This is a genomic window from Microbacterium sp. YJN-G (assembly GCF_015040615.1).
Lineage (GTDB): Bacteria > Actinomycetota > Actinomycetes > Actinomycetales > Microbacteriaceae > Microbacterium.
In genome coordinates, this window is the sequence record NZ_CP060402.1 from 535,300 (window position 1) to 559,611 (window position 24,312).

A 24,312-nucleotide genomic window follows, 5' to 3' on the forward strand; every position below is an offset into this window, starting at 1 on the left:
TGTCAACATGAAGTCAAGTGCTGAGCGTCCCTGGTCCGTCGGAGAGGTCGCCGAGCGGTTCTCCCTGCCCACGAACGTGCTGCGCCACTGGGAGTCGGTGGGGCTGCTCGCCCCCGAGCGGGATGCCGCCGGCCGGCGCCGCTACGGGCGCGACGACGTCGTCAGGGTGGCGGTGATCGTCCGCAGCAAGGATGCCGGGATGAGCCTCGACCAGATCGCCCATCTGCTCGAGCGCGACATGTCGGGCAGGCACCGCGTGCTTCAGGCGCACATCGACGACCTCGACCGGCGGATGGCCGAGATGCGCCGGTCGAAGGCGATGACCGAGCATGCGCTGAACTGCTCCGCACACGACATCTCCACCTGCCCGCGGTTCCGCGCCGCGCTCTCGGACGTGCTCGGCGAGTTCCCCGACCTGCAGACCGCGGGGTGATGCAAACGCCCGACGGCGGCCCCCGGCCGCGCTTCTCGCGCCTCCGCCCTTCCGGCTCACCCATAGGATCCCGTGCATACACTGACAACGTGCCTCTCGCGTCGACGGTTCCATCTGTCCGCAGCGGGCGCTCTTCCCGCAGCATCCGATCCCGGCGTGCTGCCAGTGCAGCGCTCGCCGCGGTGCTCGCCGTCGGCCTGAGCGCATGCGCCCCCGACCCCGCCACCGAGGCCTTCCTCAACGGCGAGGAGAAGGCGTACACCACCGCCGACTTCCGCGTCGTCGAGATCCCCGCCGAAAAGCGCGGTGAGCCGGTCGTCTTCGGCGGCGTCACCGAGGACGGCGAGAAGTTCTCGAGCCAGGACATCGCCGGCGACGTCGCCGTCGTGAACTTCTGGTACGCCGGCTGCGGCCCGTGCCGCCTCGAGGCCCCCGATCTCGAAGCCGTCTGGCAGAAGCACCAGCCCGACGACGTCGCCTTCATCGGCGTGAACATCTACGACCAGGCCGACACCGCCAAGGCCTTCGCCGAGAACTACGGCATCACCTACCCGAGCCTGATGGACGCCGACACCGGCGAGGCCAAGCTCGCCTTCGCGCAGGTCACCCCGATCCAGGCGCCGCCGACCACCCTCGTGCTCGACCGGCAGGGCCGGGTCGCCGCCCGCATCATCGGCCCGATCGACGGCACCTCGATCCTGTCGACCCTGATCCAGGACGCACTCGAGGAGAAGGCGTGACCCCGGATGCCGTGATCGGGGCCGGCGCGCTCTGGCTCGCCATCCCGCTCGCGCTCGCCGCCGGCCTCGTCTCGTTCCTCTCGCCCTGCATCCTTCCGCTCGTTCCCGGGTACCTCGGGTTCATCGGCGGCGCCGCCGGCGCCTCCGCCGGTGCCCCGGCGTCGGGTTCCGCGGCTCGTGTCCGCACCGACCGGCGGCGGATGCTGCTGGGGGTGCTGCTGTTCATCGCCGGGTTCACGGTCGTCTTCGTCGCCTACACGGTGGTCGGCGGCGCGGCATCCGTCTTCTTCCTGGAGTGGGGCGAGCTGATCACCCGCATCCTCGGGGCGGTCGTGATCGCGATGGGGCTCGTGTTCCTCGGCTTCTTCGGGTTCGCGCAGCGGCAGTACAAGCTGCAGGTGAACTCCACCACCGGGCTCGTGGGTGCGCCGCTGCTGGGCATCACCCTCGCGATCGGCTGGGCGCCGTGCACAGGTCCGACCCTGGGCGCGATCATCAGCGTCGGCTGGACGCTGGGCGACCCGTGGCGGGCAGCGCTGCTGGGCGTCGCCTACTCGCTCGGCCTCGGCATCCCGTTCCTCCTGGTGGCCCTCGGCTTCGGCTGGGCGACCAGCGCGACGGCGTTCATGCGCCGCCACATCCGCACCGTCAACATCATCGGCGGTGCGCTGCTGATCATCCTCGGCCTGCTGATGGTGACCGGGGTGTGGACCCAGATCATGTCGAGACTGACGGCGGTGATGAGCAGTGTCATCCTCCCGCTCTGACGGCACCCGCATCGAGCAGGACGGCGCGTCCGCGGCATCCGACCCGCTGCGCCCCGCCGACCACGTCGATTCCGTCCGCTCGCGCGACGACGAGATCAACCAGCCCAGGCTCGGCCTCGTCGGCTGGCTGCGCTGGGGCTGGCGGCAGCTGACCTCGATGCGCGTGGCGCTGGTGCTGCTGCTCATCCTGGCGATCGCCGCGATACCGGGGTCGATCTTCCCCCAGCGGATGGCCGACCCGAACGGCGTCATCCAGTACCGCACCGACAACCCCGACCTGTTCCCGATCCTCGACGATCTGAGCATGTTCGACGTGTACTCGTCGCCGTGGTTCTCGGCCATCTACCTGCTGCTGTTCGTGTCGCTGATCGGCTGCATCATCCCGCGCATCAAGCACCACCTGAAGGCCCTGCGTGCGCAGCCGCCGCGCACGCCCGTGCGGCTGGCGCGCCTCGAGGATCACCGCGAGACCACGCGCGAGGGGTCGGATGCCGATGCCGAGGCGGCCGTCGACGCCGCGCAGAAGCAGCTCAAAGCACTCGGCTACCGCGTCGCACGCTACGACACCGCCGCGGGCCGCGGCCGAGGCGCCACCTGGTCGGTGTCGGCCGAGCGCGGCTACTGGCGCGAGACCGGCAACCTGCTCTTCCACATCTCGCTCGTGGGCGTGCTCGTCACCGTCGGCATCGGCGGCAGCTTCGCCTACACCGGGCAGAAGGTGGTCATCGAGGGCAAGTCGTTCGTGAACACCCTGCTCGACTACAACTCGATCAACCGCGGCCGCTTCGTCGCCGACGACGCCCTGCAGCCGTACGCGCTGACCCTGGACTCGTTCGACATCACCTACGAGGACTTCGGTACGCCCGGCGCCGGCCAGGCGGGCAACTTCAAGGCCAACCTCACGGTGCGCGAGCCCGACGGCTCGACCCGCAAGGGCGACGTCGAGGTGAACCACCCGCTGGATGTCGGCGGCGACAAGGTCTACCTGCTCGGCAACGGCTACGCCCCCACCATCACGGTGCGCAACGCCGAGGGCGTGCAGGTGCTCAGCCAGCCGGTCGAGTTCCTGCCGCAGGACAGCAACATGAGCTCACTGGGCGTCGTGAAGATCCCCGACGGGATGCCCAAGCAGCTCGGCCTGATCGGCTTCTTCTACCCGACCGCCGTCAAGCTCGACACCGGGGCGTTCGCCTCGGCGCACGGCGCGGTGGCCATCCCGCTGCTCACCCTCGACGTCTACCAGGGCGACTTGGGCATCGACGGCGGGCGGCCCGTCTCGGTCTACCAGCTCGACACCGAGGACATGACCAAGCTCAACGGGCGCGGCACCGACGTGGAGTCGATCCAGCTGCAGCCCGGCGAGACCGCCGATCTGCCCAACGGCCTGGGCACCGTCACGTTCGAGAACGAGGCGCCGGCTGGCGCGACCGACTTCACTCAGTCGGTCAAGCGCTACGTGTCGCTGCAGATCCACCACGACGCCTCCGCCGTGTGGGTGCTCGTGTTCGCGCTGCTCGCCCTGGGCGGTCTGGGCCTGGCCCTGTTCGTGCCGCGCCGGCGCATGTGGGTCAAGGCCACGGCATCCGATGACACCATCCACCTGGAGTACGCTGGCCTCGCGCGCGGCGAGGATCCGACTCTGGCCGCCGCCGTGGACGATCTCGTCCGCGGGCACGAGCGGCTGCTCGATGCGGCCGCGACGCGGCGCCCCGTGAAGGAGGCATGACATGCCCGACCTCGATTCCATCTCGATCCTGACGCTGTGGACGGCGATCGCCGTCTACGCCGGCGCCTTCATCGCCTACGCGTTCGACCTCGCGAAGCGGTCGAGCTCGACGGCGGTGGGTGCGAGGGTGCTGGTCGCCGCCGGGGGCGGCGAGGTCGGTGGTGGTGCGGGTGGTGCGGATGCTGTCGACATCGCCGCTCCCGCCGATGCCCAGGATGCTGCTGCGAAGCCGCGGTACGTGCTCGCCCGCATCGGCACCTCGCTGATGGTGCTGGGCTGGCTCTTCCACCTGGTCGCGACCCTCACCCGCGGCTTCGCCGCCGGACGCGTGCCGTGGGCGAACCTGTACGAGTTCGCGATGATCGGCACGCTGCTGATCGGGCTCGTCTACCTGATCATGCTCACCCGCATCGACCTGCGCTTCCTGGGGACCTTCATCGCCGGCCTCGTGCTGGTGCTGCTGGGAGCCGCCGCGGCGAACTTCTACGTCGAGGTCACCCCGCTCGTCGACCCGCTGAAGTCGGTCTGGCTCGTGATCCACGTCTTCGTGGCCTCGCTCTCGGTGGGCGTGTTCGCGCTCGCCTTCGCGCTGTCGACCATGCAGCTGCTGCAGTCGCGCCGCGAGCGTCGCCTGGCCGAGGGCATCGAGAACCCCGGGCCCGGCTTCCTTCGCACGCTGCCCAGCGCGCTGCACATGGAGAACCTCGCGTACCGCTTCGCGGTGGTCGGCTTCATCTTCTGGACCTTCACGCTCATCGCCGGTTCGATCTGGGCGCAGGACGCCTGGGGCCGCTACTGGGGCTTCGACGTCAAGGAGACCTGGACGTTCATCATCTGGGTGCTCTACGCCGGCTACATCCACGCCCGCTCGACGCGTGGCTGGCGCGGCACCCCGTCGGCCTGGCTGTCGATCACCGGCTTTGCGGCCGTGATCTTCAACTTCACGATCGTCAACGTCTTCTTCAAGGGCCTGCACGCCTACTCCGGCCTCAGCTGAAGCGCGCGCGGTCTCTGAGTTCTCGCCGGGCGTTGGCCCGTCGCCTGTTCGCACGCACGTAGGCGATCCACCCGGCGTAGGACGCATGCCGCGCGTTCCGTCCTACCCCCGTGCTTTCTCCTACCTCCGGTGAATGCTCGGTCCGGCTCCGGATGCTGCCCGGATGCTGGATCCCTCGGATGCCGGTCGCACGAGCGTAGGTGATTCACCCGGCGTAGGACGCAGGTCGCAGGATTCGTCCTACGCCCGCGCTTTCTCCTACGCCGGGTGAATGCGCGCCACGGCACACAGCGCTACGCGGCCGCCAGCACAGCCTTCGCGCTGGTCGTGCGGCGGGCGGTGACGGCGAGTGTCGCCGCGCCCAGCGACAGCACGGCCCACACGATCAGGCCGGCGGCGGCGGCTCCGTTCGGGGCGATCAGCCCGCTCACCGCCGGCGCGGTCGGCATCGCGGCGCCGAGACCAGCCAGCCAGCCGGGAATCGTCGAGATGATCCCGGTCGCGAGCGCGATGACGCCGACCAGCGCGCTGATCCAGCGTCCGATCCCGCCCAGCACCGCGACCAGCGCCTGGTTGATGGCGGCGAACGCGACCCCGGCGAGCACGGCGAACCCGGCGAAGCCCCACCAGGCGGCGGCGTCGTACGTGGCGACGATCTGCACGATCAGCGCGACCAGCACGCCCTGGCCGGCACCGAGCGCCGCGGCCGGCCAGAATCCGCGCAGCACCATGCCCATCGACGACCGGCGCGATGTGAGCGCGCTGCCGGGCACCGCGCGCAGCGCGATGAACGAGGCCAGGGCGCCGAACCACAGCACCACGGCGGTGAGCAGCGGAATGGCGGTCGGCCCGAACATGGCATCCGATTCCGACGACGACGCGACCGGATCGGCGATGACGGACGCCAGCGACGTGGACTGCGCCTCGTCGAACGAGGGCAGCGAGGTCGAGGCGGTCTTCAGCCCGTCGGCGAGTTCGCCGGTGCCGGAGGCCAGGGTGTCGAGCCCCGTCGCCAGCTCACCCGCACCGTCGCCCAGCGCGGTGATGCCATCGCCGAGCTGCGTGGCACCGGATGACAGCGCATCGGCACCGGATGCCGACTGCGCGACACCGTCGGCCAGCTGGCCGAGTCCACCGCCGAGCTGCGTGGCTGCGGTGCCGGCGGTGCGCAGCTGCTCGGCGATCGCCTTGGGAGCTGCGACGCTGAGCTGCGTCAGCCCGTCGGCGGTGCCGGCGGCGGCCTGCGCGGCAGGCCCTGCGTACTGGGCGGCCGCTGCGGCGGCCTGCGCGGCCTGCGACGACGGCTCGACCAGCGCGTTCGCGGTGCCGGCGGCCTGATCCAGCTGGCCGCAGAACTCCGGGGTGGCGGCGCGATCGCACTGCGCGGCGAGGGCCGCGAGCTGCTGCGAGAGCCCGCCGATGCCCTGCTGCACACCTGCGGTCGCCTGCTTGGCCCCGTCGGCGGCCTGCTGCACGCCGGCGGTGGCCTGCTTGGCCCCGTTGGCCGCGTCGAGCAGCTGCTGCGGTACGATCCCGTCGCGCTCGAGGGCGGCCGCACCGGCGGTGAGCCCCTGTCCGAGCTGGGTGGCCCCGGCACCGGCCTCACGCGACTTCGACGCGATCGTGTCCAGACCGCCCGAGAGCGCGCCCGCGCCGTCAGCCAGACCGCCCGCACCGTCGGCGAGCTTCGAGGCGCCGCCCGGCAGCTCACCCGCGCCGTCGGCGGCGCTGCGTGCGCCATCGGCGAGCTGCGACGCCCCGTCGGCGGCATCCGAGATCTGATCCCCGATGGTCTTGAATCCGATCAGCACGTTGCCGACCGTCGCCTCGCTGAGCATGGTTCCCATGGTCGAAGCCGCGACCGTCGCGATCTGATTCGTGATGAGGTCGTCCGCGACCCGGCCGTCCGGCGGGGTCGTCACCGTGATCTCGGCCTGCTCGGCGGTGCCTTCGCCGTCCTTCAGCGCGGCGCCGGCCGAGGTCGCGTCGGCCGAGAACGACTTCGGGATCGTCACGACCGCCCGGTACTCGCCGTCGGCGAGTCCCTCGGCCGCGTCGTCCTCGTTCGAGATGACCCAGGTGAGGTTCGAGTCGAAGTCGTCGGAGCCCTCGACCAGCCCGGCGGCGAGCTGACGCCCGAGCGGCGTGTACTGCCCGTCGATGGTCACCGGCTTGTCGAGGTTCACGACGGCCGCGGTCATCGAGTCGAGCCGGTCGGTGGGGTTCTGCAGCGCGGTCACGAGGATGCCGCCGATCAGGGCGGGCAGCAGCAGCACCCCGCCGAGGGTCAGCCAGGTGATCGGCCGGCGCGAGCGCGCGCGTTCGATGGGAAGGGTCACTTCGTCTCACTCCGTTCGCTCAGTACATCGCATGCGTTCACCTCGGAGTCGGTTGCCGGTCGCCGAGACCCCGTGTTCGCGTCGACACCCCGTGCTGCGGACGTCTGCAGTCGGGGGTCTGGACGAGAGGTGGGGGTGTCGGGGGAAGAGAGATCGACGAGGGATGCCGCCGGGCGGCCGGCATCCCTCAGCACGGCGTGCGCGGCGGCGGGGTCGACCGCGGTCACGAATACGGCGACATCGCGGCCGGCGTCGCGCAGGCGGGCGGCGAGCTGGTCGCGCTCGGATGCTGTGAGCCGGTCGACGCCGTCGAGCACGACCAGTCCGGTGCGACCGCGCAGCGCCTCGGTGGTCTGCGCCGCGGCATCCGGCTCTCCGAGCAGGACGACGCCGACGTGCGCACGCACCCACACCGCCCGCCCGGGCAGCAGGTGGCCGGCGACGCGCAGCATCCCGGAGTCCGGCTTGACCCTGCCCGCGACGGCGAGCGACAGAGCGCGCAGGGCGCGCGGCGTCGCGCCGGTGACGACGAGGCTGCCGCCGGGTGCGAGACGCAGATGAGCGTCCCGGATGCCGGCCGCGTCGATCACCAGATCGTCCGCGGCGAGCACGCTGTCATCGCCCGGCCAGCCGGCCAGCGTCCGCTCGCGCTCGACGGCCTCGCCCTCGATGTCGACGTGCGGAAGGATGCGCTCGAGCCAGCGGGGGATGCGCCAGGCGCGGTCGCCCAGGATGGTCATCACCGCGGGGATCAGCGTCATCCGCACGAGGAACGCGTCGATCACGATGCCGGCGGCCAAGCCCAGGGCGATGGGCTTGAGCGAGGAGTCGCCCTCGGGCACGAATGCGACGAACACGGCGAACATGATGAGCGCTGCGGCGGTGACCACGCGGGCGCTGCCGGCGAAGCCGGAGCGCACCGCCTCGACTGCTGCCTCGCGACCCGAGCCAACGGCGTGCACGAAGTCCTCGCGCATCCGCGAGACGAGGAACACCTGGTAGTCCATGGCCAGGCCGAACAGCACGCCCATCAGCACAATCGGCATGAAGCTGATGATCGGTCCGGTGCGGGCGACGTGCAGGGCATCGGCGAACCAGCCCCATTCGAACACGGCGGCCACGACGCCGAAGGCGGCGACGATCGAGAGCAGGTAGCCGGCCGCGGCGGTGATCGGCACCCAGATCGAGCGGAACACGATCGCGAGCAGGATGAGCGAGAGACCGATCACGAAGACGCCGAACGGCAGCAGCGCCGCGCCCAGCTGATCGGAGATGTCGATCGCGACGGCCGTGAAGCCGGTCACCTTCAGGTCGATGCCGTACTCGTCCAGCCACTGGTCGTGGTGCGCGCGCAACTCGCGGACGAGGTCACTGGTCGCCGGGTCGTCGGGGGCGGTCTCGGGGATGATCTGCACGATGCCGGTGTCGGCGGTCTCGTTCGGGGTGGCCAGGGCGACCTCGCGCACACCGGGGATCTTCTCGACCTCGTCGCCGAGATCCTGCATGAGGTTCAGCGGGTCGGTCGAGGTCACGATGGTGCCGGTGAGGATCAGCGGACCGTTGAAGCCGGGGCCGAACTCCTCGGCGGTGAGGTCGTAGCTGACTCGCGCCTCCGAGCCCTTCGGCAGCACGCCGGCGTTGGGCAGCGCGAGGTTCAGGCTCAGGGCGGGCACGGCGACGATCCCCAGCCCCAGCACGACGGCGATCGTCACGAGCACGGGCCGCTTCGTCACCCCGTCGACCCAGCGCCGGGAGGCGCTGCGGCGCGGTGCGCGCGCAGCATCCTTCCCCTCCACCTGCCGCCGAGACCCCTCATGATCGTCGAGACCCCTCGCTGCTGACGTTGCTGCGGAGGGGTCTCGTCGCTGCGTGGGGGTCTCGGCGGAGGAGGATGCGGAGGAGGCGGAGCGGGAGCGCGAGCGGCGCGGACGCCCCGCCACGCGGCCCTTCATGAATCCGAGCAGCGCCGGGGTGAGGGTGACGGCGATCGCGACGGCGATCGCGACGGCGACGGATGCGGCGATGCCCATCGTCGTCAGGAACGGGATGCCGGCGAAGCCGAGGCCGATCAGGGCGATCAGCACCGTGATCCCGGCGAACACGACCGCCGACCCGGCGGTGCCCACGGCCCGGGAGGCGGACTCCTCGGGGGCGACGCCGTCGCGCACCTGATCCTGGTGCCTGGCGACGATGAACAGCGCATAGTCGATGCCGACCGCAAGCCCCAGCATGAGCGCGAGCAGCGGGGTCGTCGACGAGACGGTCGCGAACGCCGTGGCGGCGAAGATGCCCGCCATCGAGATGCCCACTCCGAGCACGGCCGTCAGCAGGGGGAGCCCTGCGACGACGAACGAGCGGAACGTGACGATCAGTACGAGCAGGGCGATCAGCAGGCCGACCGCCTCGGTGATCGTGACCGTCGGGATCGACATGGCGAACAGGTCGCCGCCGAGCGCGGTCTGCGAGCCCTCGGGCAGCTGCGCGCCGAGTTCGTCGACCGCGGTCTGCAGCTCGGTCTTCACGCTGTCGGACACGTCGCTGGCCTGGCCGTCGAACTGCAGCCGCACGATCGCGGCGGTCTGCTCTTCGTTGATCATGCCGTCGATGTTCTCGTCGAACGGCGAGGTGACGGCGAGGACGCTGTCGTCGAGGTCGGCCAGCTCGTCGACGGCCTTCTCGATGTCGTCGCGGTAGACCTCGTCGGTGATGTCGTCACCCGGTGCGGCCACGACGATGAACTGCGCGTTCGTGCCGCTCACCTGCGGGAATGTGCGCTCGAGCTGCTCGAGACCCGCCTGCGACTCGGTGCCGGGGATCGTGAAGGTGTTGTCCGTTCCCGCGCCGAGAGCGACGGCGCCGCCACCGGCGACTCCCAGGACGATCAGCCACGAGACGAGCACGCGCCAGGGGTGCCGGAACGACCAGCGTCCGAGGGTGGACAGGAGTGTGGACACGCGGTTCCTCCGGCTGAGTTCGATACACGAACGTATTCAATACGTGGATGTATCGTAAAACAGATCCGGGGCCGGATGCTGTGCGCAGGATGTGAACATGAAGCGACGGCCGCATGAAAGAGTGGGGTCGAGGAGGAACGATGTCGACACCAGCGACGCGAAGCCGCGAGAACACCCGAGCGCGCCTGCTGGACGCCGCCGCCCAGGTGTTCGCCGAGGTGGGCCTCGAGGGCGCCACCGTCGAGGCGGTCTGTGAGCGCGCCGGCTTCACCCGCGGCGCGTTCTACTCCAACTTCGAATCGAAGGACGAGCTGTTCCTCGCCCTCGCCGGGGCCGTGGCGGACGCGCGTCTGAATGCGGTCCGCGAGCGAGTCGCGGCGCTCGCAGCGGACGGCGCCTTCACCGACTGCGACCCTGCCGTGCTCGTGCGCCGGGTGATCGACTCGGTCGGCGATGACCGCCTGGGGGTCATGCTGCACAGCGAGATCCGCATCCGCGCGCTGCGCGACCCGGCTTCCGGGGCGGCCTACCTCGCCAAAGAGGAGGAGATGCTCGAGAGCATCACCGAGATCGTCCGAGGAATCGTCGATTCGGGCGCCATCTCGCTGCGCATGGAGCCCGAGCCCGTGGCGCGGCTGCTCATGATCGTCTGGGAGGGCATGACCGTACGCGGCGCCATGGCCGGTGACGACGATGCGCGGCTGCGGGATGCCAGCGGCGAGGCGCTCGGGCGCCTCGTCGAAGCACTCATGGTCTGAGGTTGCGACGGCGGGCGCGCTGGGCGGCGCGCTCGACGGTGCGGCGGCGCCGGGGCGCGCCCCGGACTCAGTCGCTCTCGGCAAGCAGCGCGTGGCAGCGCTCGAGCCGCTCGAGCCACCACTGCCGGCGTTCGGCGGATGCGGCAAGGCGGTCCAGCGCCGCGGCATCCGGAGTCACCCGGGCGACGGACACCGTGCCGCCGGCCGGGCGCGCATCGGCGACGTCGTCGGCGAAGAGCGAGGCGGTGCCGAGTCCGCAATCGTGGTCGAGTTCGGGGAGGGATGCCGCCAGCGCGGCGCCCTGCGCCAGGCCGACGCCGGTGTCGAGGGCGCTGGAGACCACGGCCGGCAGGCCAGCCTCGGCGACGATCGCGAGGGCGCGGCGAACCCCGCCCAGTGGCTGCGCCTTGATCACGAGCAAGTCGGCTGCGCCCGCTCGGGCCACAGCCAGCGGATCGGCTGCCTTGCGCACGCTCTCGTCGGCGGCGATCGGGATGCCCATGTAAGCGACCCTGCGTCGCAGCTCGGCCAGCTCGGGAACGCTCGCGCACGGCTGCTCGGCGTACTCCAGGTCGAACTCGGCCAGCGCGTGGATGGCGTGCTCGGCCTCGTCGACGTTCCATCCGCCGTTCGCATCCACCCGGATGCGGCCCTCGGGCCCCATCGCCTCGCGTATCGCGCGCACCCGGGCGACGTCGTCGGCGAGCCGCTGGCCGCGCTCGGCGACCTTCACCTTGGCAGTGCGGCATCCGTCGAACCGGGCGAGCACCTCGGCCACCCGCGACGCCTCGACGGCCGGGATCGTCGCGTTCACCGGGATCCGCTCGCGCCGCGGCGCGGGCTGCAGGCGCCACGCGAAGTCGATCGCCGCGGCCAGCCAGGTGGCAGCCTCGCCGTCGTCGTACTCGGTGAACGGCGAGAACTCGGCCCAGCCCTGCGGACCCTCGAACAGCACAGCCTCGCGGGTGTCGACGCCACGGAAGCGGGTATTCATCGGCAGGGCGACCACTCGGGCGGTGTCGACCAGTTCGGCGAGCGTCGGCGTCATGCGTCCATCATGCCGCCACGCGCTGCTTCGCCGCGTCAGGGCGCGAGGCGCTCCTGCAGTTCGGCCATGCGTGCCGACGCGACGAAGCCCAGGCGCCGGTTGACCTCGAGCATGTGCGTGTTCGACTCGGCGTTGAACGTGTGGATCCGCGGCGGCACGGGGGAGTGCCGCTGCAGCATCCGCAGGTTCTCGAGCTTCACGCGCAGTCCCAGCCGGTGCCCGCGATCCTCGCGGCGCACCAGCGTGCCCCACTGGTAGGCGTTGCCGTCGTCGCCCGAGACGACGACCTGCGTGTAGGCCGCGATGCGACCGTCGGATGCCAGCGCCACCGTGCCGAACGAGGTGCGGCCCTGCGTCCGCTGGAGTTCCTCGTCGGCGCGGTGGTCGGCCACGTCGGCGTTCGAGGCCTCCAGGTCGAGGTCGCCGGTGGGCGCCTCGGTGTCGAGGAGCGCGTCGAGGGCGGCCCACTCCGCGACGAACTCCTCGGGCACGGGGCCCACCCAGCTGCGCAGCTCGTATCCGGTGGCCGGGGCCTGGGCGAGCAGGTCGCCGACGACGGCGTCGGCGACGGGCAGGTCGAGCCGGTTCTGCAGGTCTCCGAGGGCGATCTCGTAGCCGTGCCGGCGGGCGAACTCGCGGTTCGCCGCGCCCGCACCGTCGGCGGGGAGCGACGCCGGCCAGTAGATGTCGGCGCGCATGGTGCTGCGTCCCGCCCGCCTCGCCTCGGCTTCGAGGTGCGCCAGCAGGGCGGAGCCGATGCCGGTGCGGCGATGCTGCGGCGGCACGTTCACGCCGATCCCGGCGATGTGCAGGTTGTCTTTGAGAGACAGCGCGAGCGAGCAGGCGCCGACGACCTCGCCGTCGCGCCGCGCAACGAACGCGTGCCGCTCGGTGGTCGCCGATTCCTGCAGCAGCTCGGCACGACTCTCCTGGTGCGACCAGATCAGGGCGTCATCGCCCAGGTCGGCGCGGCGGGCGGCTGCATAGGCGTCCCACCAGGCGTCGTACTCTCCGTCGTCCGACGGGTCGACGCGGCGGATCTCGAGGCGGGAGGTCATCGCGCCAGGATACGGGCAATCAGATCCACAATGATGAGCCATTGACAATAGTGTGCAACGCACAATACAGTGACGGACATGAGCGATACCGAGTTCGACGGACACCTGCAGGAACTGCGGCGCGGCACGATCGTGCTCGCCAGCCTGCAGCTGCTGCGCACACCCGGGTACGGCTACGGCCTGCTCGAGCAGCTCGCGTCGGCGGGATTCCCGACCGATGCGAACACGCTCTACCCGCTGCTGCGCCGACTCGAGAAGCAGGGCTTCCTTGAGAGTGAGTGGAACACCGACGAGGCACGTCCGCGCAAGTTCTACCGCACCTCCGAGGCGGGCATCCGCCTCTCCACCACCTTGACCCAGGAGGTCGCCGCCATCGCCGCGGCGACCGCCGCCCTCACCGACGGAGAGTGAGATGACCGCCACACTGACCGACCGCTACATCGCCGCGACCATCCGCAGCCTGCCCCCGCAGCTGCAGTCCGAGGTGCGCGACGAGCTGCAGGCCTCCATCGCGGATGCCATCGACGCGCGCGCCGAGCGCGGCCAGTCGCACGATGACGCTGAGCACGCGGTACTCACCGAACTCGGCGACCCGAGCGTGCTCGCCGCCGGCTACGCCGACCGTCCGCTGCACCTGATCGGACCGAAGTACTTCCTCACCTGGTGGCGGCTGCTGAAGCTGCTCATGGCCATCGTTCCCGCGTGCGCCTTCGGCGGCGTCGTCATCGCGCAGGCACTGACCGGCGCGGGCATCGGAGAGATCATCGGCGAGGGCATCGCGATCGCCCTGTCGGTGGCCATGCACATCGCCTTCTGGGTGACGCTGATCTTCGTCGTCCTCGAGCGCACCGGCGCCGACACCGGTGTGCGGTGGAGCGTCGACCAGCTGCCGGACGAGAGGCACCCGGGCACCGGTCGCGCCGACCTCATCGCGTCGCTCGTCATGCTCGCGATCTTCGTCGGCGCGCTGTTCTGGGATCGCTTCCGCGGATTCGCGTTCCTGCAGGGCGAGTGGCTGCCCGTCATGAACCCCGACCTGTGGCCGTGGGGGATCGGTGCGCTGCTCGTGCTCATGGCGGCCGAGGCCGCGCTCGCCATCGTCGTGTACGCGCACGGCCGGTGGACCTCGGCGCTGGCCTGGGGGAACATCGCCCTCGCCGTGATCTTCGTCAGCCTGGGCCTCACCGCCCTCGCGCGCGGAGAGCTGTTCAACCCCGAGTTCGTCACTCTGCTCGCCGAGAACGGCGTGAACGACGCTGCGCGAACCGTGCTCGCAGTGCTCACCGGACTGGGCATCGCCGCCGTCGCGATCGGCGACGGCATCGACGGCTGGCGCAAGGCCCGCCGCGCCTAGCGCGCCGCCCTAGCGCATCCCCCATCACCACACCCGCCGAAACCCCTCAGGGCTGCCGATACCCCTCGTGAATTGCGCGATTCACGAGGGGTATCGGCAATCAGGAGGGGTTTCGGCGGGTAGGCGATCAGTTGGTGACGGACTCGATCGTCACGGGCGACTTCGGCTGGCCGTCGGGACCGCCGGATGCCGTGCCCGCGGCGGCGATGCCGGCGACGACCGCCGTGCTCGCCTCGTCGAGCTGACCGAAGACGGTGTACGCGGGCGGCAGCGAGGTGTCGGCGTAGACGATGAAGAACTGCGAGCCGTTCGTGTCGGGCCCGGCGTTGGCCATCGCCAGGGTGCCGGCGTCGTAGGTCTCGGAGCCGCTCAGCTCGTCGGGGAACGAGTAGCCGGGGCCGCCCCGGCCGGATGCTGTCGGGTCACCGCACTGCAGCACGAAGATGCCCGCGGTGGTGAGACGGTGGCAGGTCGTGCCGTCGAAGTAGCCCTGGTCCGCGAGCGACAGGAAGCTGTTGACCGTGCACGGCGCCGAGTCCGCGTCGAGGGTGACGGTCAGGTCGCCGGCGCTGGTCGCGATGGTCGCGGGCACCTCGCCGGTGGCCTTCGGCTCGGCCGGCGGAGCGTCGACAGGACGCGACGCCGGGCGTCCGCCGGCGGAGTAGACGCATTCGCCGGATGCCGTGGACTGCGGCGCCGCAGCCGACGCGTCCTGAGTCTCCTGTGGGGCATCCGGGGTGGAGGCGCAGCCGGCGAGGGCCAGAGCACCCGCCGCGCTCAGCGCGAGCAGGATGCGACGGACACGGGACGGGGTGATCAGAGGCATGCGCACCCGACGATCGTACGCGAGGCCCGCACGGCATCCGTCCCGCGGCATCCCGTACTCCCGTACCCACCGGAATAGGCTGGATGCCGTGACCGCAGCATCCGTCTCCGACATCTTCGACCCGGCCGAGTGGACCCTGGCGCCCGGCGCCGAGGCGTACACCGACATCACCGCGCACGTCTCGCGCGACGGCGGCGTCGCGCGCATCGCGTTCGACCGGCCCGAGGTGCGCAACGCCTTCCGTCCGCACACCGTCGACGAGCTGTACCGCGCGCTCGACGTCGCCCGGCAGGACCCGCGCATCGGCGTCGTGCTGCTCACCGGCAACGGACCGAGCCCGAAGGACGGCGGCTGGGCGTTCTGCTCGGGAGGCGACCAGCGCATCCGCGGTCGTGACGGGTACAAGTACTCGGATGCCGTCGACTCCGTCGAGAACCCGGCGCGCGCCGGCCGGCTGCACATCCTCGAGGTGCAGCGCCTGATCCGCTTCATGCCGAAGGTCGTCATCGCCGTCGTGCCCGGCTGGGCGGCCGGCGGCGGGCACTCGCTGCACGTGGTGTGCGATCTGACGATCGCCAGCGCCGAGCACGGCCGGTTCAAGCAGACGGATGCCGATGTCGGCAGCTTCGATGCCGGATACGGCTCGGCGTACATGGCGCGGCAGGTCGGTCAGAAGTTCGCCCGCGAGGTGTTCTTCCTCGCCGAGGAGTACTCCGCGCCGCGCGCGTACGAGATGGGCGCGGTGAACCGGGTCGTGCCGCACGCCGAGCTCGAGCGCGAGGCGCTCGCGATGGCGCGGACGATCCTGACGAAGTCGCCCACGGCGATCCGGATGCTGAAGTTCGCCTTCAACGCCGTCGACGACGGGATGGTCGGCCAGCAGGTGTTCGCCGGCGAGGCGACCCGGCTGGCCTACGGCACCGACGAGGCCGTCGAGGGCCGCGACGCGTTCCTGCAGAAGCGCGACCCCGACTGGTCGGCCTTCCCGTACCACTTCTGAGCTTGCCGGGGGTCGGGGCGAGAGGCTGGAGGAGGGGCGTGATGCGACTGCATCCGATCGGCGGGGGTGACGCGCGGGCGGTCCGCGATGCGCTGCCCGCCGCGCTGGCGGGCGAGCGGGCACTCGCGCTCGGGTTCACGCCGGCGCCGGATGACGAGGTGCCGGAGGGCACCGCGGTCGTGATCGCGACGTCCGGCTCATCGGGCGTGCCCAAGCGCGTGGTGATCAGTGCCTCGGCGCTGCGCGCCAGCGCTGAGGCCACGGCCGCGCGCCTCGGGCAGGGCCGCTGGATCCTCACGCTGCCTGCAGGCTACGTCGCGGGGCTGCAGGTGCTCGTGCGCTCCCTCCTGGCGGGGACCTCGCCGGTGGTCATGGAGGGCCGGTTCACGGCGGACGCGTTCGTCGCGGCGACCCGCGAAGCCGGAGGCGCGGGCCTGTACACCTCGCTGGTCCCCGCGCAGCTCGCGACCCTCGTCGACGCGGCCGGCGACAGCGAGGTGCTCGCCGCGCTGCGCGCGCATCGTGCGATCCTCGTCGGCGGGCAGGCGCTCTCGGACGGCATCCGGATGCGTGCCGCCGAGCTGCGTGTGCCGCTCGTGCACACCTATGGCTCGAGCGAGACCAGCGGCGGCTGCGTATACGACGGCGTGCCGCTCGACGGCGTCGCAGTGCGCCGATCCGGGGATGAGCTGCTCATCAGCGGCCCCACCCTCGCCGACGGATACCTCGGCGATGACGCGCTGACCGCACGGGCCTTCGAGACCGACGAGCAGGGCGTGCGCTGGTATCGCACCGGCGACCGGGGCGCCATCCACGATGCTGTCGTCGAGGTGCACGGGCGGCTCGACAACGTGATCGTCTCGGGCGGCATCAACATCTCGCTCGACCGCGTCGAGCGGGTCGTGCGCAGCGTGCCCGGCCTCGAGCAGGCGGTCGTGCTCGGGATGCCGGACGAACGCTGGGGTGAGGCGCCGATCATCTTCGTGGCTCGCGGTGAGCGCAACGGTGACGACCTTCTCGACGAGGCCCGCGCGAGGGTCACCGCCGAGATCGGCAAGCACGCGCGCCCGGCGCAGCTGGAAGAGGCGCCCGAGCTGCCCCTGCTGGCATCGGGCAAACCCGACCGCGAGCTGCTGCGCCGGATGATCCACGAGGTGCCCCCGCCGGGATGACACCCCGCCCCGGCCCCCTGCGCACCGACCGAACCCCGTCGGGAACCAGGTCTCCGGACTCATGGCGCAGCCCAGGCCAGGCACTGCGGCATACTGACGCGCATGGCCGTCTACACGCATGGGCACCACGCCTCGGTGCTGCGCTCGCACAACAACCGCTCCATCGCGAACTCGGCGGCTTACCTCGAACCGCTTCTGACGGCTGACGCGCACCTGCTCGACGTGGGGGCGGGTCCGGGCACGATCACGGTCGACTTCGCCTCCCGGGTCTCCCGCGTCACGGCGACCGAGATCGACGCGGATGCCCTCCGCCTGTCGCAGAGCCTCGCGGCCGATCAGGGCGTGGACAACATCGACTTCGCCGTCGAGGACGTGCACGCGCTGAGCTTCGCCGACGACACCTTCGACATCGTGCATGCACACCAGGTGCTGCAGCACGTCGGCGACCCCGTGCAGGCGCTGCGCGAGATGCGCCGGGTCACCAAGCCCGGCGGCATCGTCGCCGCGCGCGACTCCGACTACGCCGGCTTCATCTGGTTCCCCGTGCTGCCCGAACTCGACGAGTGGCTGCGGCTGTACCGCGAGGCGGCCCGCGCGAACGGCGGCGAGCCCGATGCCGGGCGGCGCCTGCTCGGCTGGGCACGGGCCGCGGGTTTCACCGACGTCACCGTCACGGCATCCACCTGGTGCTACGCGACGCCGGCCGAGCGCGAATGGTGGGGCGGCATGTGGGCCGACCGCATCCTGGGCTCCGCCCTCGCGCACCAGCTCGAGCGCGACGGGTTCGCCACCCGCACCCAGCTGCAGGACATCAGCGACGCCTGGCGTCGCTGGGCGGATGACGGCGACGGCTGGTTCCTCGTGCCGCACGGCGAGATCCTCTGCCGCGCCTGACCGGCGCCCGCCACACGCCCGGATACATCTGCAGGCGGATGCCGCCGGGCCGCCCGGTCGCCTAGCGTAGGGGAGTGATCCGGCCCCTGAAGACCCACCAGCTCGTCCTCGACATCATCGGGGCGTTCCTGGGCCTGGTCATCACCCTGCCGCTGAGCATGCTCCTGCTCGCCACGCCGTCGCTCACCTGGCTGTCCGACCTGCGGGTCGAGATCGTGCACCACGTCGTGGTGGCGCTGATCATGTGGAGCGCCGCCGCCATCGCGCGGCTCTCACCGCCGATCGCCCTCGCGATCGCCTGGGCGGGCGCGGTGGTGCAGATGGCGGGCGGGATGCTGCCCTCGCCGGCGAACGTCGCCATCTTCGTCGTGCTGTTCGCCTCGGCCGCCTGGGGAAGCACCCGCCTGCTGTGGATCGGCGGCGCGTCGTCCCTGGGCGGCGGCGGCATCGCCGGGCTGTACGTCGCCGTCATCGAATGGGGATCGCTGGTCGTCGACGAGCAGTTCCCCGTGCGCGTGCTGGCGTTCGGCTCGCTGGTCGGCGCGGTCGTCATCCTCTCACTGGCCATGTCGTGGGGTGCCGGGCTGCTGTGGCGGGTCGTGCTGCGCAGTCGCGCCACCCGCGAGGCGCAGCTGCAGGCCGAAGCCGTCGCCGCCGAGGAGCAGGAGCGGGTGCGCATCGCGCGCGACATGCACGACATCGTCGCGCACTCGCTGGCGGTGGTGATCGCGCAGTCCGACGGCGCCCGCTACGCGGCGGCCGCCTCGCCCGAGCTCGCGCAGGAGGCCCTCGGCACGATCGCGCAGACGGCGCGCGCGGCGCTCTCGGACGTGCGGATGCTGCTCACGCAGCTGCGTCACCGTCAGGGCGACGGACCCCAGCCGACGCTCGCCGACCTCGAGGCGTTGTTCGCGCAGGTGCGCGCGGCGGGCATCGAGCCCCGCGTGACCGTCGACCCCACCCCGCCGGGCGAGCCGCCCGGGGTGATCCAGCTGGCCGTGTACCGCATCCTGCAGGAGGCGCTCACCAACGCGCTGCGTCACGGAGAGGGCGACGTCGACGTGCGGATGTCGTGGTTCGCCGAGCGCGCCGACATCGAGGTGCGCAACCGCGTCGCAGCATCCGCCGGTTCCGGGGCCGGTCACGGACTGGTCGGGATGCGTGAGCGAGCGCAGCTCGTCGGCGGCACGTTCTCGGCCGTCCGCGACGGCGCGTGGTTCGTCGTGCGGGCCTCGCTGCCCGTGCACGCCGGTCAGCGGTAATGCCGCGCGGGACGGTCGCCGCGAGCGGCGAAGATGGAAGCAGCCGGGACGAACCAGGAGGTGACGATGATCAGAGTCGTGCTCGTCGATGACCAGGCGCTGTTCCGCGCCGGCGTCCGGATGCTGGTGTCGTCGCAGCCCGACATGGACGTGGTCGGCGAGGCCGGCGACGGCCAGGAGGCGCTCGAGGTCGTCGCACGCACCCGCCCCGACGTGGTGCTGATGGACATCCGGATGCCGGTCATGGACGGTCTGACCGCCACGGCCGAGCTGCTGGCCCGCCCCCACGCACCCCGGATCGTCATGCTCACGACGTTCGACCTCGACGAGGCCGCGGCGCGTGCCATCCAGCAGGGCGCCAGCGGGTTCCTGCTCAAGGATGCCGACCCCGAGTTCCTGCTCGCCGCGATCCGCACCGTGGACTCCGGCTCGAGCGTGATCGCGGCATCCGCGACCCGCGAGCTGTTCGCGCACTTCACCTCCGAGACCAAGCCGGTGCCCGCCGCGTACGCCGACCTCACCGACCGCGAGCGCGAGATCTTCGCGCTCGCCGCCCGCGGCCTGTCGAACTCCGAGATCGCGGCGCGCGAGTACCTCAGTGAGGCGACCGTGAAGACGCACATCAGCCGCATCCTCGCCAAGCTGGCCCTGCGCGACCGGGTGCAGCTGGTCGTGTTCGCCTTCGAGCACGGGCTCGCCTGACGCTACGGACGGCATCCGGCGCCCCGGGCCCCGCCCCGATCTGCTGAGCCCGCCCCGATCTGCTGACGTTCCTGCCCGATTCCTCCGCAGAACGGGTCAACGTCAGCAGATCGTGCACCGGATGCCGCTCAGATGAGCCCGGTCTCCTGGGCGACGTGCACCGCACGGGAGCGGCTGTCGACGCCGAGCTTGGTGAGGATGTGGGCGATGTGGCTCTTCACGGTCGCCTCGGTCACGAACAGGGCCCGCGCGATCTCCTTGTTCGACGCGCCGGTCGCGAGCTGGCGCAGCACGTCGATCTCGCGCGTGGTGAGCCGGGGCAGGGGGTTGCGCATTCCGCGCAGCACCCGGGTGGCGAGCTCGGGACCGAGCACGACGTCGCCGGCGGCGGCACGCCGGATGCCGTCGGCGATCGCATCGGGGGCGACTTCCTTGAGCAGGTATCCGGCGGCTCCGGCCTCGATCGCGCCGAGGATCTCGGCATCGCGGTCGAAGGTGGTCAGGATCAGCACGGCAGGCGGATGCTCGAGGGCGCGCAGCGCCGCAGTCGTCTGGATGCCGTCGATGCCGGCACCCAGGCGCAGGTCGCACAGCACGACATCGGGTTCCAGGTGGGCGGCGAGGGTGATCGCCTCTTCGCCGGTCGCGGCTTCGCCCACGACGCGCAGGCTGTCGCCGTCGTCGAGGACGGTGCGCAGGCCGCTGCGCACCACGGGGTGGTCGTCGACCAGAAGGACGGTGATGCTCACGAGATCTCCTCAGTGGTGCTGCCGCGGGGGCCGTTCGGCGAGGCGGGGCTGTCGGGGTGGATCGGCAGGTGCGCCGAGATGGCGGTTCCCTCGCCCGGCGTGCTCTCGATGTCGAGGCCGCCGCCGAGCTCACGCAGCCGGGCACGCATGAATCGCAGGCCGTAGCTCGACCCGGTCGCCTCGCCGCGCCGCTCCCACCCGGAGACGTCGAACCCGGCGCCGTCGTCGATGAGATCCAGGCGCACGCTGTCCTCGGCATCGATCAGGCTCATCACGATGTGCGTCGCGCCCGCGTGCAGCCGCACGTTGGCGATCGCCGACTGCGCCGTGCGCAGCAGCGCGACCTCGACCTCGGTGGGCAGCTGCGGCAGCGAGTCGTCGACGTGCAGCTCGACCTGCAGGCCGGTCTCGTCACGCGCCCGGTCGAGCATGCGCTGCAGCGCCGGGGCGAGGGCGCCGTTCTCGAGCTCGGCAGGGGCGAGCGCGGCCACGATGCGCCGCACGTCGGCGAGGCTGTCGGTGGCGAGTGTCTCGAGCTGTGCGAACGCGCGGCTCGTGACCGGATCGTGCTCGCGTGCGGTCTCGGCGTGGGCGAGCAGCCGGATCGACGACAGCGACTGGGCCACGGTGTCGTGGATGTCGCGTGACAGCCGGGTGCGCTCGGCGATCACGCCCGAATGCCGCTGCGCATGGGCGAGTTCCTCCTGCAACTCGGACATCTCGCTCTGGGCGCGGGTCAGCGAGGCGACCAGGCGCTCACGCTCGGCAGCGTCGCGCAGCAGCTGCAGGTATCCGCGCGAGATGCCGAATGCGAACACGCCGCCGATCAGTGGCCCGAACACGTTGGCATAGCTGGTGGTGCCGTGGTGCAGGATCGGGGCAGTGATCACGATCGTCAGCACGATCAGCGAGAAGAGCAGCCCCCAGGGAAGGCGCAGCAGGTGCCCGGCGAGCAGCCAGAGCAGGAACGCCAGCCAGACGAACTCGGCCGAGACTGCGACGGCGGCGACCCAGACCAGGGCGAACCCGATCAGCCACCAGACGATGACCGTGCGCGAGCGGGACTTCGACGGCAGGATCGCGCCGGCGGTATGCCAAGCCAGGATGGCGAGGCCGGTGATCACCGCGACGATGATCGGTGTGCCGTCGCCGATCGCGCGGATCACTCCGATCGCGGTGAGGACGACGGCCATGAGGTGCTGCCCCACCTCCATGGCACGAACGGTGAGGCCGGCCGGAGCCGGCCCCACCGCGTCGTCAGCGTGCGTCAAGGGCGAGTTCACGAGACTCATGCGCCCATTCTCCGCCCTCGGCTCCGCCGCCCTCGTGGTTGGCGGACCCGTGGCGGCGTCGCGGCCACCAGATGCGGTCGCCCATCAGAGCGAAGATGGCCGGCACGGTCACGGTGCGCACCACCAGCGTGTCGACGATCACGCCGACCCCGACGATCAGGCCGAGCTGGCCGAGGGTCACCAGTGGCAGCACGCCCAGCGCGGCGAAGACCGCGGCGAGCACGATGCCGGCGCTGGTGATCACACCGCCGGTGTGCGCGACCGCCTGCACCATGCCGCGGGCCGTGCCGAGCCGGTCGGCCTCGGTGCGGGCCCGGTGCACGAGGAAGATCGTGTAGTCGATGCCCAGGGCGACCAGGAAGAGGAAGGCGAGCAGAGGCACCTGCAGGTCGAGCGCGGGCTGGTCCAGCACCACCCGGCTCAGCCAGGCCCCGGCACCGATCGCCGCGATCGCACTGGCGAGGTTGACGGCCAGCAGCAGGATGGGAGCCACGAGTGAGCGCAGCAGCACCAGCAGCACCAGGAAGCTGACGGCGAGCACCAGCGGTGCGATCAGCAGCAGGTCCTGCTCGTTGCCGTCCCGGGCGTCGAGGTCGGTGGCGACGGCACCGCCGACGACGGCATCCGCTCCCGGCACCGCGTGCACGATGTCGCGCAGGTCGGTGATCTGAGCCAGACTCTCGGTCGTGCTCGGGGCATACTCGCTGGTGACCATGATCTTGGTCAGGGCGCCGTCATCGGTCTCGCCGACCGGGTTGGCGCGCACCACGCCCTCGGCATCCTGCACGGCCTCGACGACCTCCGCCGCGTGGTCGCTGTCGGCGACGATCAGGATCGGCTGCGCCTCGCCGGCCGGGAAGTGATCCGAGAGCACCTCGAGCCCGACGGCGGATTCGGACTGCACGCGGAACTTGTCCAGCTGGTCGAGTCCGACCGACGTGCCGAACAGGCCGGTCGCCATCACGGCGAGCAGCGCGAGCCCCCCGAGCAGCCCCATGACGGGGCGGCGCACGACGCTCTGAGCGATCGCCCGCCAGGCGCGACCCTGCGCGCGCTCGGCTCCAGGGCGCGGCACGAACGGCCAGAACACGCCTCGGCCGCACACGGCGAGGAACGGCGGCAGCACGAACAGCACCGCGGCCAGAGCGATCAGCAGGCCGATCGCCGACGAGATGCCCAGACCGTGCGTGCCGGGGATCACGGCGAGCGCCAGGGTGAGCAGGGCGAGCACGACGGTGACGTTCGAGGCGACGATCGCGGGGACCGTGCGACGCCACGCCGTGCTCAGCGCCTCGCGATGATCGTCGGCGCGCAGCAGCTCCTCGCGGTACCGCGAGATCAGCAGCAGGGCGTAGTTGGTGCCGGCGCCGAAGACCAGCACGCTGATGATCCCGCCGTCGAACTGCAGCTCCCACTGCGAGGCGGCCGCGGCCGTCATGCGCCCGGCAAGGCCATCGGCCAGCGCGACGACGCTGAGGGGGATCAGCCACAGCACGGGGGAGCGGTAGGTGATGATGAGCAGCACGGCGACGATGAGGATGGTCACGAGCAGCAGGGTCAGGTCGGCGCCCTCGAAGGATGCCGCGATGTCGGCGCCGAACGCCGGACCACCCGTGACCTGCAGCTGCAGACCGTCGGGGGCATGATCGGCGATCTCGGCGCGCAGATCCTTCAGCACCTCCGCGTTCTCGGTGTTGATCGCACTCGTCTCGATCGGGGTGACCAGCACGGCGGCCTCGCCGTCGTCGCTGACCAGGGGGCCGGAGGTGGTGGCATCCGACCCCTCGTCGAGCACCGGCACGAGCGCCGAGAGCTCCGACAGGTCGGCGTCGGTGAGCTCGGCCCCGTCATCACGGGAGGCGACGACCAGCACCGACTGCCGGTCGGCATCCGGGAACTGCTGCAGCAGCTCGGCGACCTGCGTCGACTCGGCACCGGCCGGTGCCTGTGCGCTGCTGTCGGGGGCCTTCGCGCTGCCGAACAGCCCGAACAGGGCGAGCATCGCGATGAGGCCGATCGCGAGCGCCACCCAGGCGCCGCGTCGAGAGGTGAGCTTGTCTGAGAAGCGAGGGCGAACAGAGGTCTGGGGCATGACATCAAGCCCACCAGGCGGGCCGTTCCGCGGCATCGGGAAGGAGGGTGGAACTGTTCTCGTCCGAAAGGATGAGAACGCCGGGATCATCCTCCCGGCGTACGCGGATGCATCGCCGGGCCGATGCGCGGTGACGGATGCGGAAAATA

21 protein-coding genes are annotated in these 24,312 nt (G+C 71.3%); 13 read left to right on the forward strand and 8 right to left on the reverse strand.

What is annotated here, in order from left to right:
• Positions 1 to 7 precede the first annotated feature (7 nt).
• The 5 genes from H7694_RS02570 (at position 8) to ccsB (ending at position 4,663) form a co-directional block, all read left to right on the forward strand.
• Complete coding sequence (locus tag H7694_RS02570; protein ID WP_193597994.1) at positions 8 to 433, forward strand: MerR family transcriptional regulator; 426 nt, start codon at positions 8 to 10, stop codon at positions 431 to 433.
• Between the two features lie 89 nt (positions 434 to 522).
• Positions 523 to 1,173, forward strand: a complete 651-nt coding sequence (locus H7694_RS02575; protein WP_227468252.1) for a TlpA family protein disulfide reductase — start codon at positions 523 to 525, stop codon at positions 1,171 to 1,173.
• Positions 1,170 to 1,940, forward strand: a complete 771-nt coding sequence (locus H7694_RS02580; protein WP_193597996.1) for a cytochrome c biogenesis CcdA family protein — start codon at positions 1,170 to 1,172, stop codon at positions 1,938 to 1,940. Before H7694_RS02575 ends, H7694_RS02580 begins: the two co-directional genes overlap by 4 nt.
• Positions 1,921 to 3,666 (forward strand): cytochrome c biogenesis protein ResB, encoded by a 1,746-nt coding sequence (locus H7694_RS02585; RefSeq protein ID WP_193597997.1) that lies wholly within the window; start codon positions 1,921 to 1,923, stop codon positions 3,664 to 3,666. Before H7694_RS02580 ends, H7694_RS02585 begins: the two co-directional genes overlap by 20 nt.
• 1 nt (position 3,667) lies before the next feature.
• Entirely contained in the window at positions 3,668 to 4,663 is a 996-nt protein-coding gene (gene ccsB / locus H7694_RS02590; RefSeq protein WP_193597998.1) for a c-type cytochrome biogenesis protein CcsB, read from the forward strand.
• A gap of 293 nt (positions 4,664 to 4,956) precedes the next feature.
• On the opposite strand, the gene H7694_RS02595 is transcribed toward ccsB, so the two are convergent.
• Together H7694_RS02595 and H7694_RS02600 are read right to left on the reverse strand one after the other, a co-directional pair.
• Positions 4,957 to 7,002 carry a YhgE/Pip family protein gene (locus H7694_RS02595; RefSeq protein WP_193597999.1) on the reverse strand — a complete coding sequence of 682 codons (2,046 nt, stop codon included), beginning with the start codon at positions 7,000 to 7,002 and terminating at the stop codon, positions 4,957 to 4,959.
• Positions 6,999 to 9,956 (reverse strand): MMPL family transporter, encoded by a 2,958-nt coding sequence (locus tag H7694_RS02600; protein ID WP_193598000.1) that lies wholly within the window; start codon positions 9,954 to 9,956, stop codon positions 6,999 to 7,001. The genes H7694_RS02595 and H7694_RS02600 overlap by 4 nt, the downstream gene beginning before the upstream one ends.
• A 140-nt stretch (positions 9,957 to 10,096) precedes the next feature.
• On the opposite strand from H7694_RS02600, the gene H7694_RS02605 reads away from it, so the two are divergent.
• Positions 10,097 to 10,714, forward strand: coding sequence for a TetR/AcrR family transcriptional regulator (locus tag H7694_RS02605; protein WP_193598001.1), 618 nt, complete (start codon positions 10,097 to 10,099; stop codon positions 10,712 to 10,714).
• Positions 10,715 to 10,781: 67 nt separating this feature from the next.
• On the opposite strand, the gene H7694_RS02610 is transcribed toward H7694_RS02605, so the two are convergent.
• Positions 10,782 to 11,762: an o-succinylbenzoate synthase gene (locus H7694_RS02610; RefSeq protein ID WP_193598002.1), complete on the reverse strand. Its 981-nt coding sequence runs from the start codon at positions 11,760 to 11,762 to the stop codon at positions 10,782 to 10,784.
• A gap of 35 nt (positions 11,763 to 11,797) precedes the next feature.
• Entirely contained in the window at positions 11,798 to 12,820 is a 1,023-nt protein-coding gene (locus tag H7694_RS02615; RefSeq protein ID WP_193598003.1) for a GNAT family N-acetyltransferase, read from the reverse strand.
• A gap of 78 nt (positions 12,821 to 12,898) precedes the next feature.
• On the opposite strand from H7694_RS02615, the gene H7694_RS02620 reads away from it, so the two are divergent.
• Positions 12,899 to 13,231: a PadR family transcriptional regulator gene (locus H7694_RS02620; RefSeq protein WP_193598004.1), complete on the forward strand. Its 333-nt coding sequence runs from the start codon at positions 12,899 to 12,901 to the stop codon at positions 13,229 to 13,231.
• Position 13,232: 1 nt separating this feature from the next.
• Complete coding sequence (locus H7694_RS02625) at positions 13,233 to 14,174, forward strand: permease prefix domain 1-containing protein (protein WP_193598005.1); 942 nt, start codon at positions 13,233 to 13,235, stop codon at positions 14,172 to 14,174.
• A gap of 127 nt (positions 14,175 to 14,301) precedes the next feature.
• Here H7694_RS02625 and H7694_RS02630 read toward each other — a convergent pair whose 3' ends face one another.
• Positions 14,302 to 15,000, reverse strand: coding sequence for a peptidylprolyl isomerase (locus H7694_RS02630; RefSeq protein ID WP_227468362.1), 699 nt, complete (start codon positions 14,998 to 15,000; stop codon positions 14,302 to 14,304).
• Between the two features lie 88 nt (positions 15,001 to 15,088).
• On the opposite strand from H7694_RS02630, the gene H7694_RS02635 reads away from it, so the two are divergent.
• From H7694_RS02635 to H7694_RS02655, 5 genes are all read left to right on the forward strand, one after another.
• Positions 15,089 to 16,000 (forward strand): 1,4-dihydroxy-2-naphthoyl-CoA synthase, encoded by a 912-nt coding sequence (locus H7694_RS02635; protein WP_227468363.1) that lies wholly within the window; start codon positions 15,089 to 15,091, stop codon positions 15,998 to 16,000.
• A 41-nt stretch (positions 16,001 to 16,041) separates the two neighbouring features.
• Positions 16,042 to 17,172, forward strand: coding sequence for an AMP-binding protein (locus tag H7694_RS02640; protein WP_193598008.1), 1,131 nt, complete (start codon positions 16,042 to 16,044; stop codon positions 17,170 to 17,172).
• A 102-nt stretch (positions 17,173 to 17,274) separates the two neighbouring features.
• Positions 17,275 to 18,066: a class I SAM-dependent methyltransferase gene (locus H7694_RS02645; RefSeq protein WP_193598009.1), complete on the forward strand. Its 792-nt coding sequence runs from the start codon at positions 17,275 to 17,277 to the stop codon at positions 18,064 to 18,066.
• A 74-nt stretch (positions 18,067 to 18,140) separates the two neighbouring features.
• A complete protein-coding gene (locus H7694_RS02650; RefSeq protein WP_193598010.1) occupies positions 18,141 to 19,328 on the forward strand; it encodes a sensor histidine kinase in 1,188 nt (395 codons plus the stop codon).
• A gap of 66 nt (positions 19,329 to 19,394) precedes the next feature.
• Entirely contained in the window at positions 19,395 to 20,030 is a 636-nt protein-coding gene (locus tag H7694_RS02655; RefSeq protein ID WP_193598011.1) for a response regulator, read from the forward strand.
• Between the two features lie 128 nt (positions 20,031 to 20,158).
• Here the strand turns inward: H7694_RS02655 and H7694_RS02660 are convergent, their stop codons facing one another.
• Genes H7694_RS02660 through H7694_RS02670 form a run of 3 tightly spaced genes read right to left on the reverse strand, consistent with a single transcriptional unit; the run spans position 20,159 to position 24,163 of the window.
• Positions 20,159 to 20,779: a response regulator gene (locus H7694_RS02660; protein ID WP_193598012.1), complete on the reverse strand. Its 621-nt coding sequence runs from the start codon at positions 20,777 to 20,779 to the stop codon at positions 20,159 to 20,161.
• Entirely contained in the window at positions 20,776 to 22,071 is a 1,296-nt protein-coding gene (locus H7694_RS02665; protein WP_193598013.1) for a sensor histidine kinase, read from the reverse strand. The genes H7694_RS02660 and H7694_RS02665 overlap by 4 nt, the downstream gene beginning before the upstream one ends.
• Positions 22,037 to 24,163, reverse strand: coding sequence for an MMPL family transporter (locus tag H7694_RS02670; RefSeq protein WP_193598014.1), 2,127 nt, complete (start codon positions 24,161 to 24,163; stop codon positions 22,037 to 22,039). Before H7694_RS02670 ends, H7694_RS02665 begins: the two co-directional genes overlap by 35 nt.
• Positions 24,164 to 24,312: the final 149 nt, after the last annotated feature.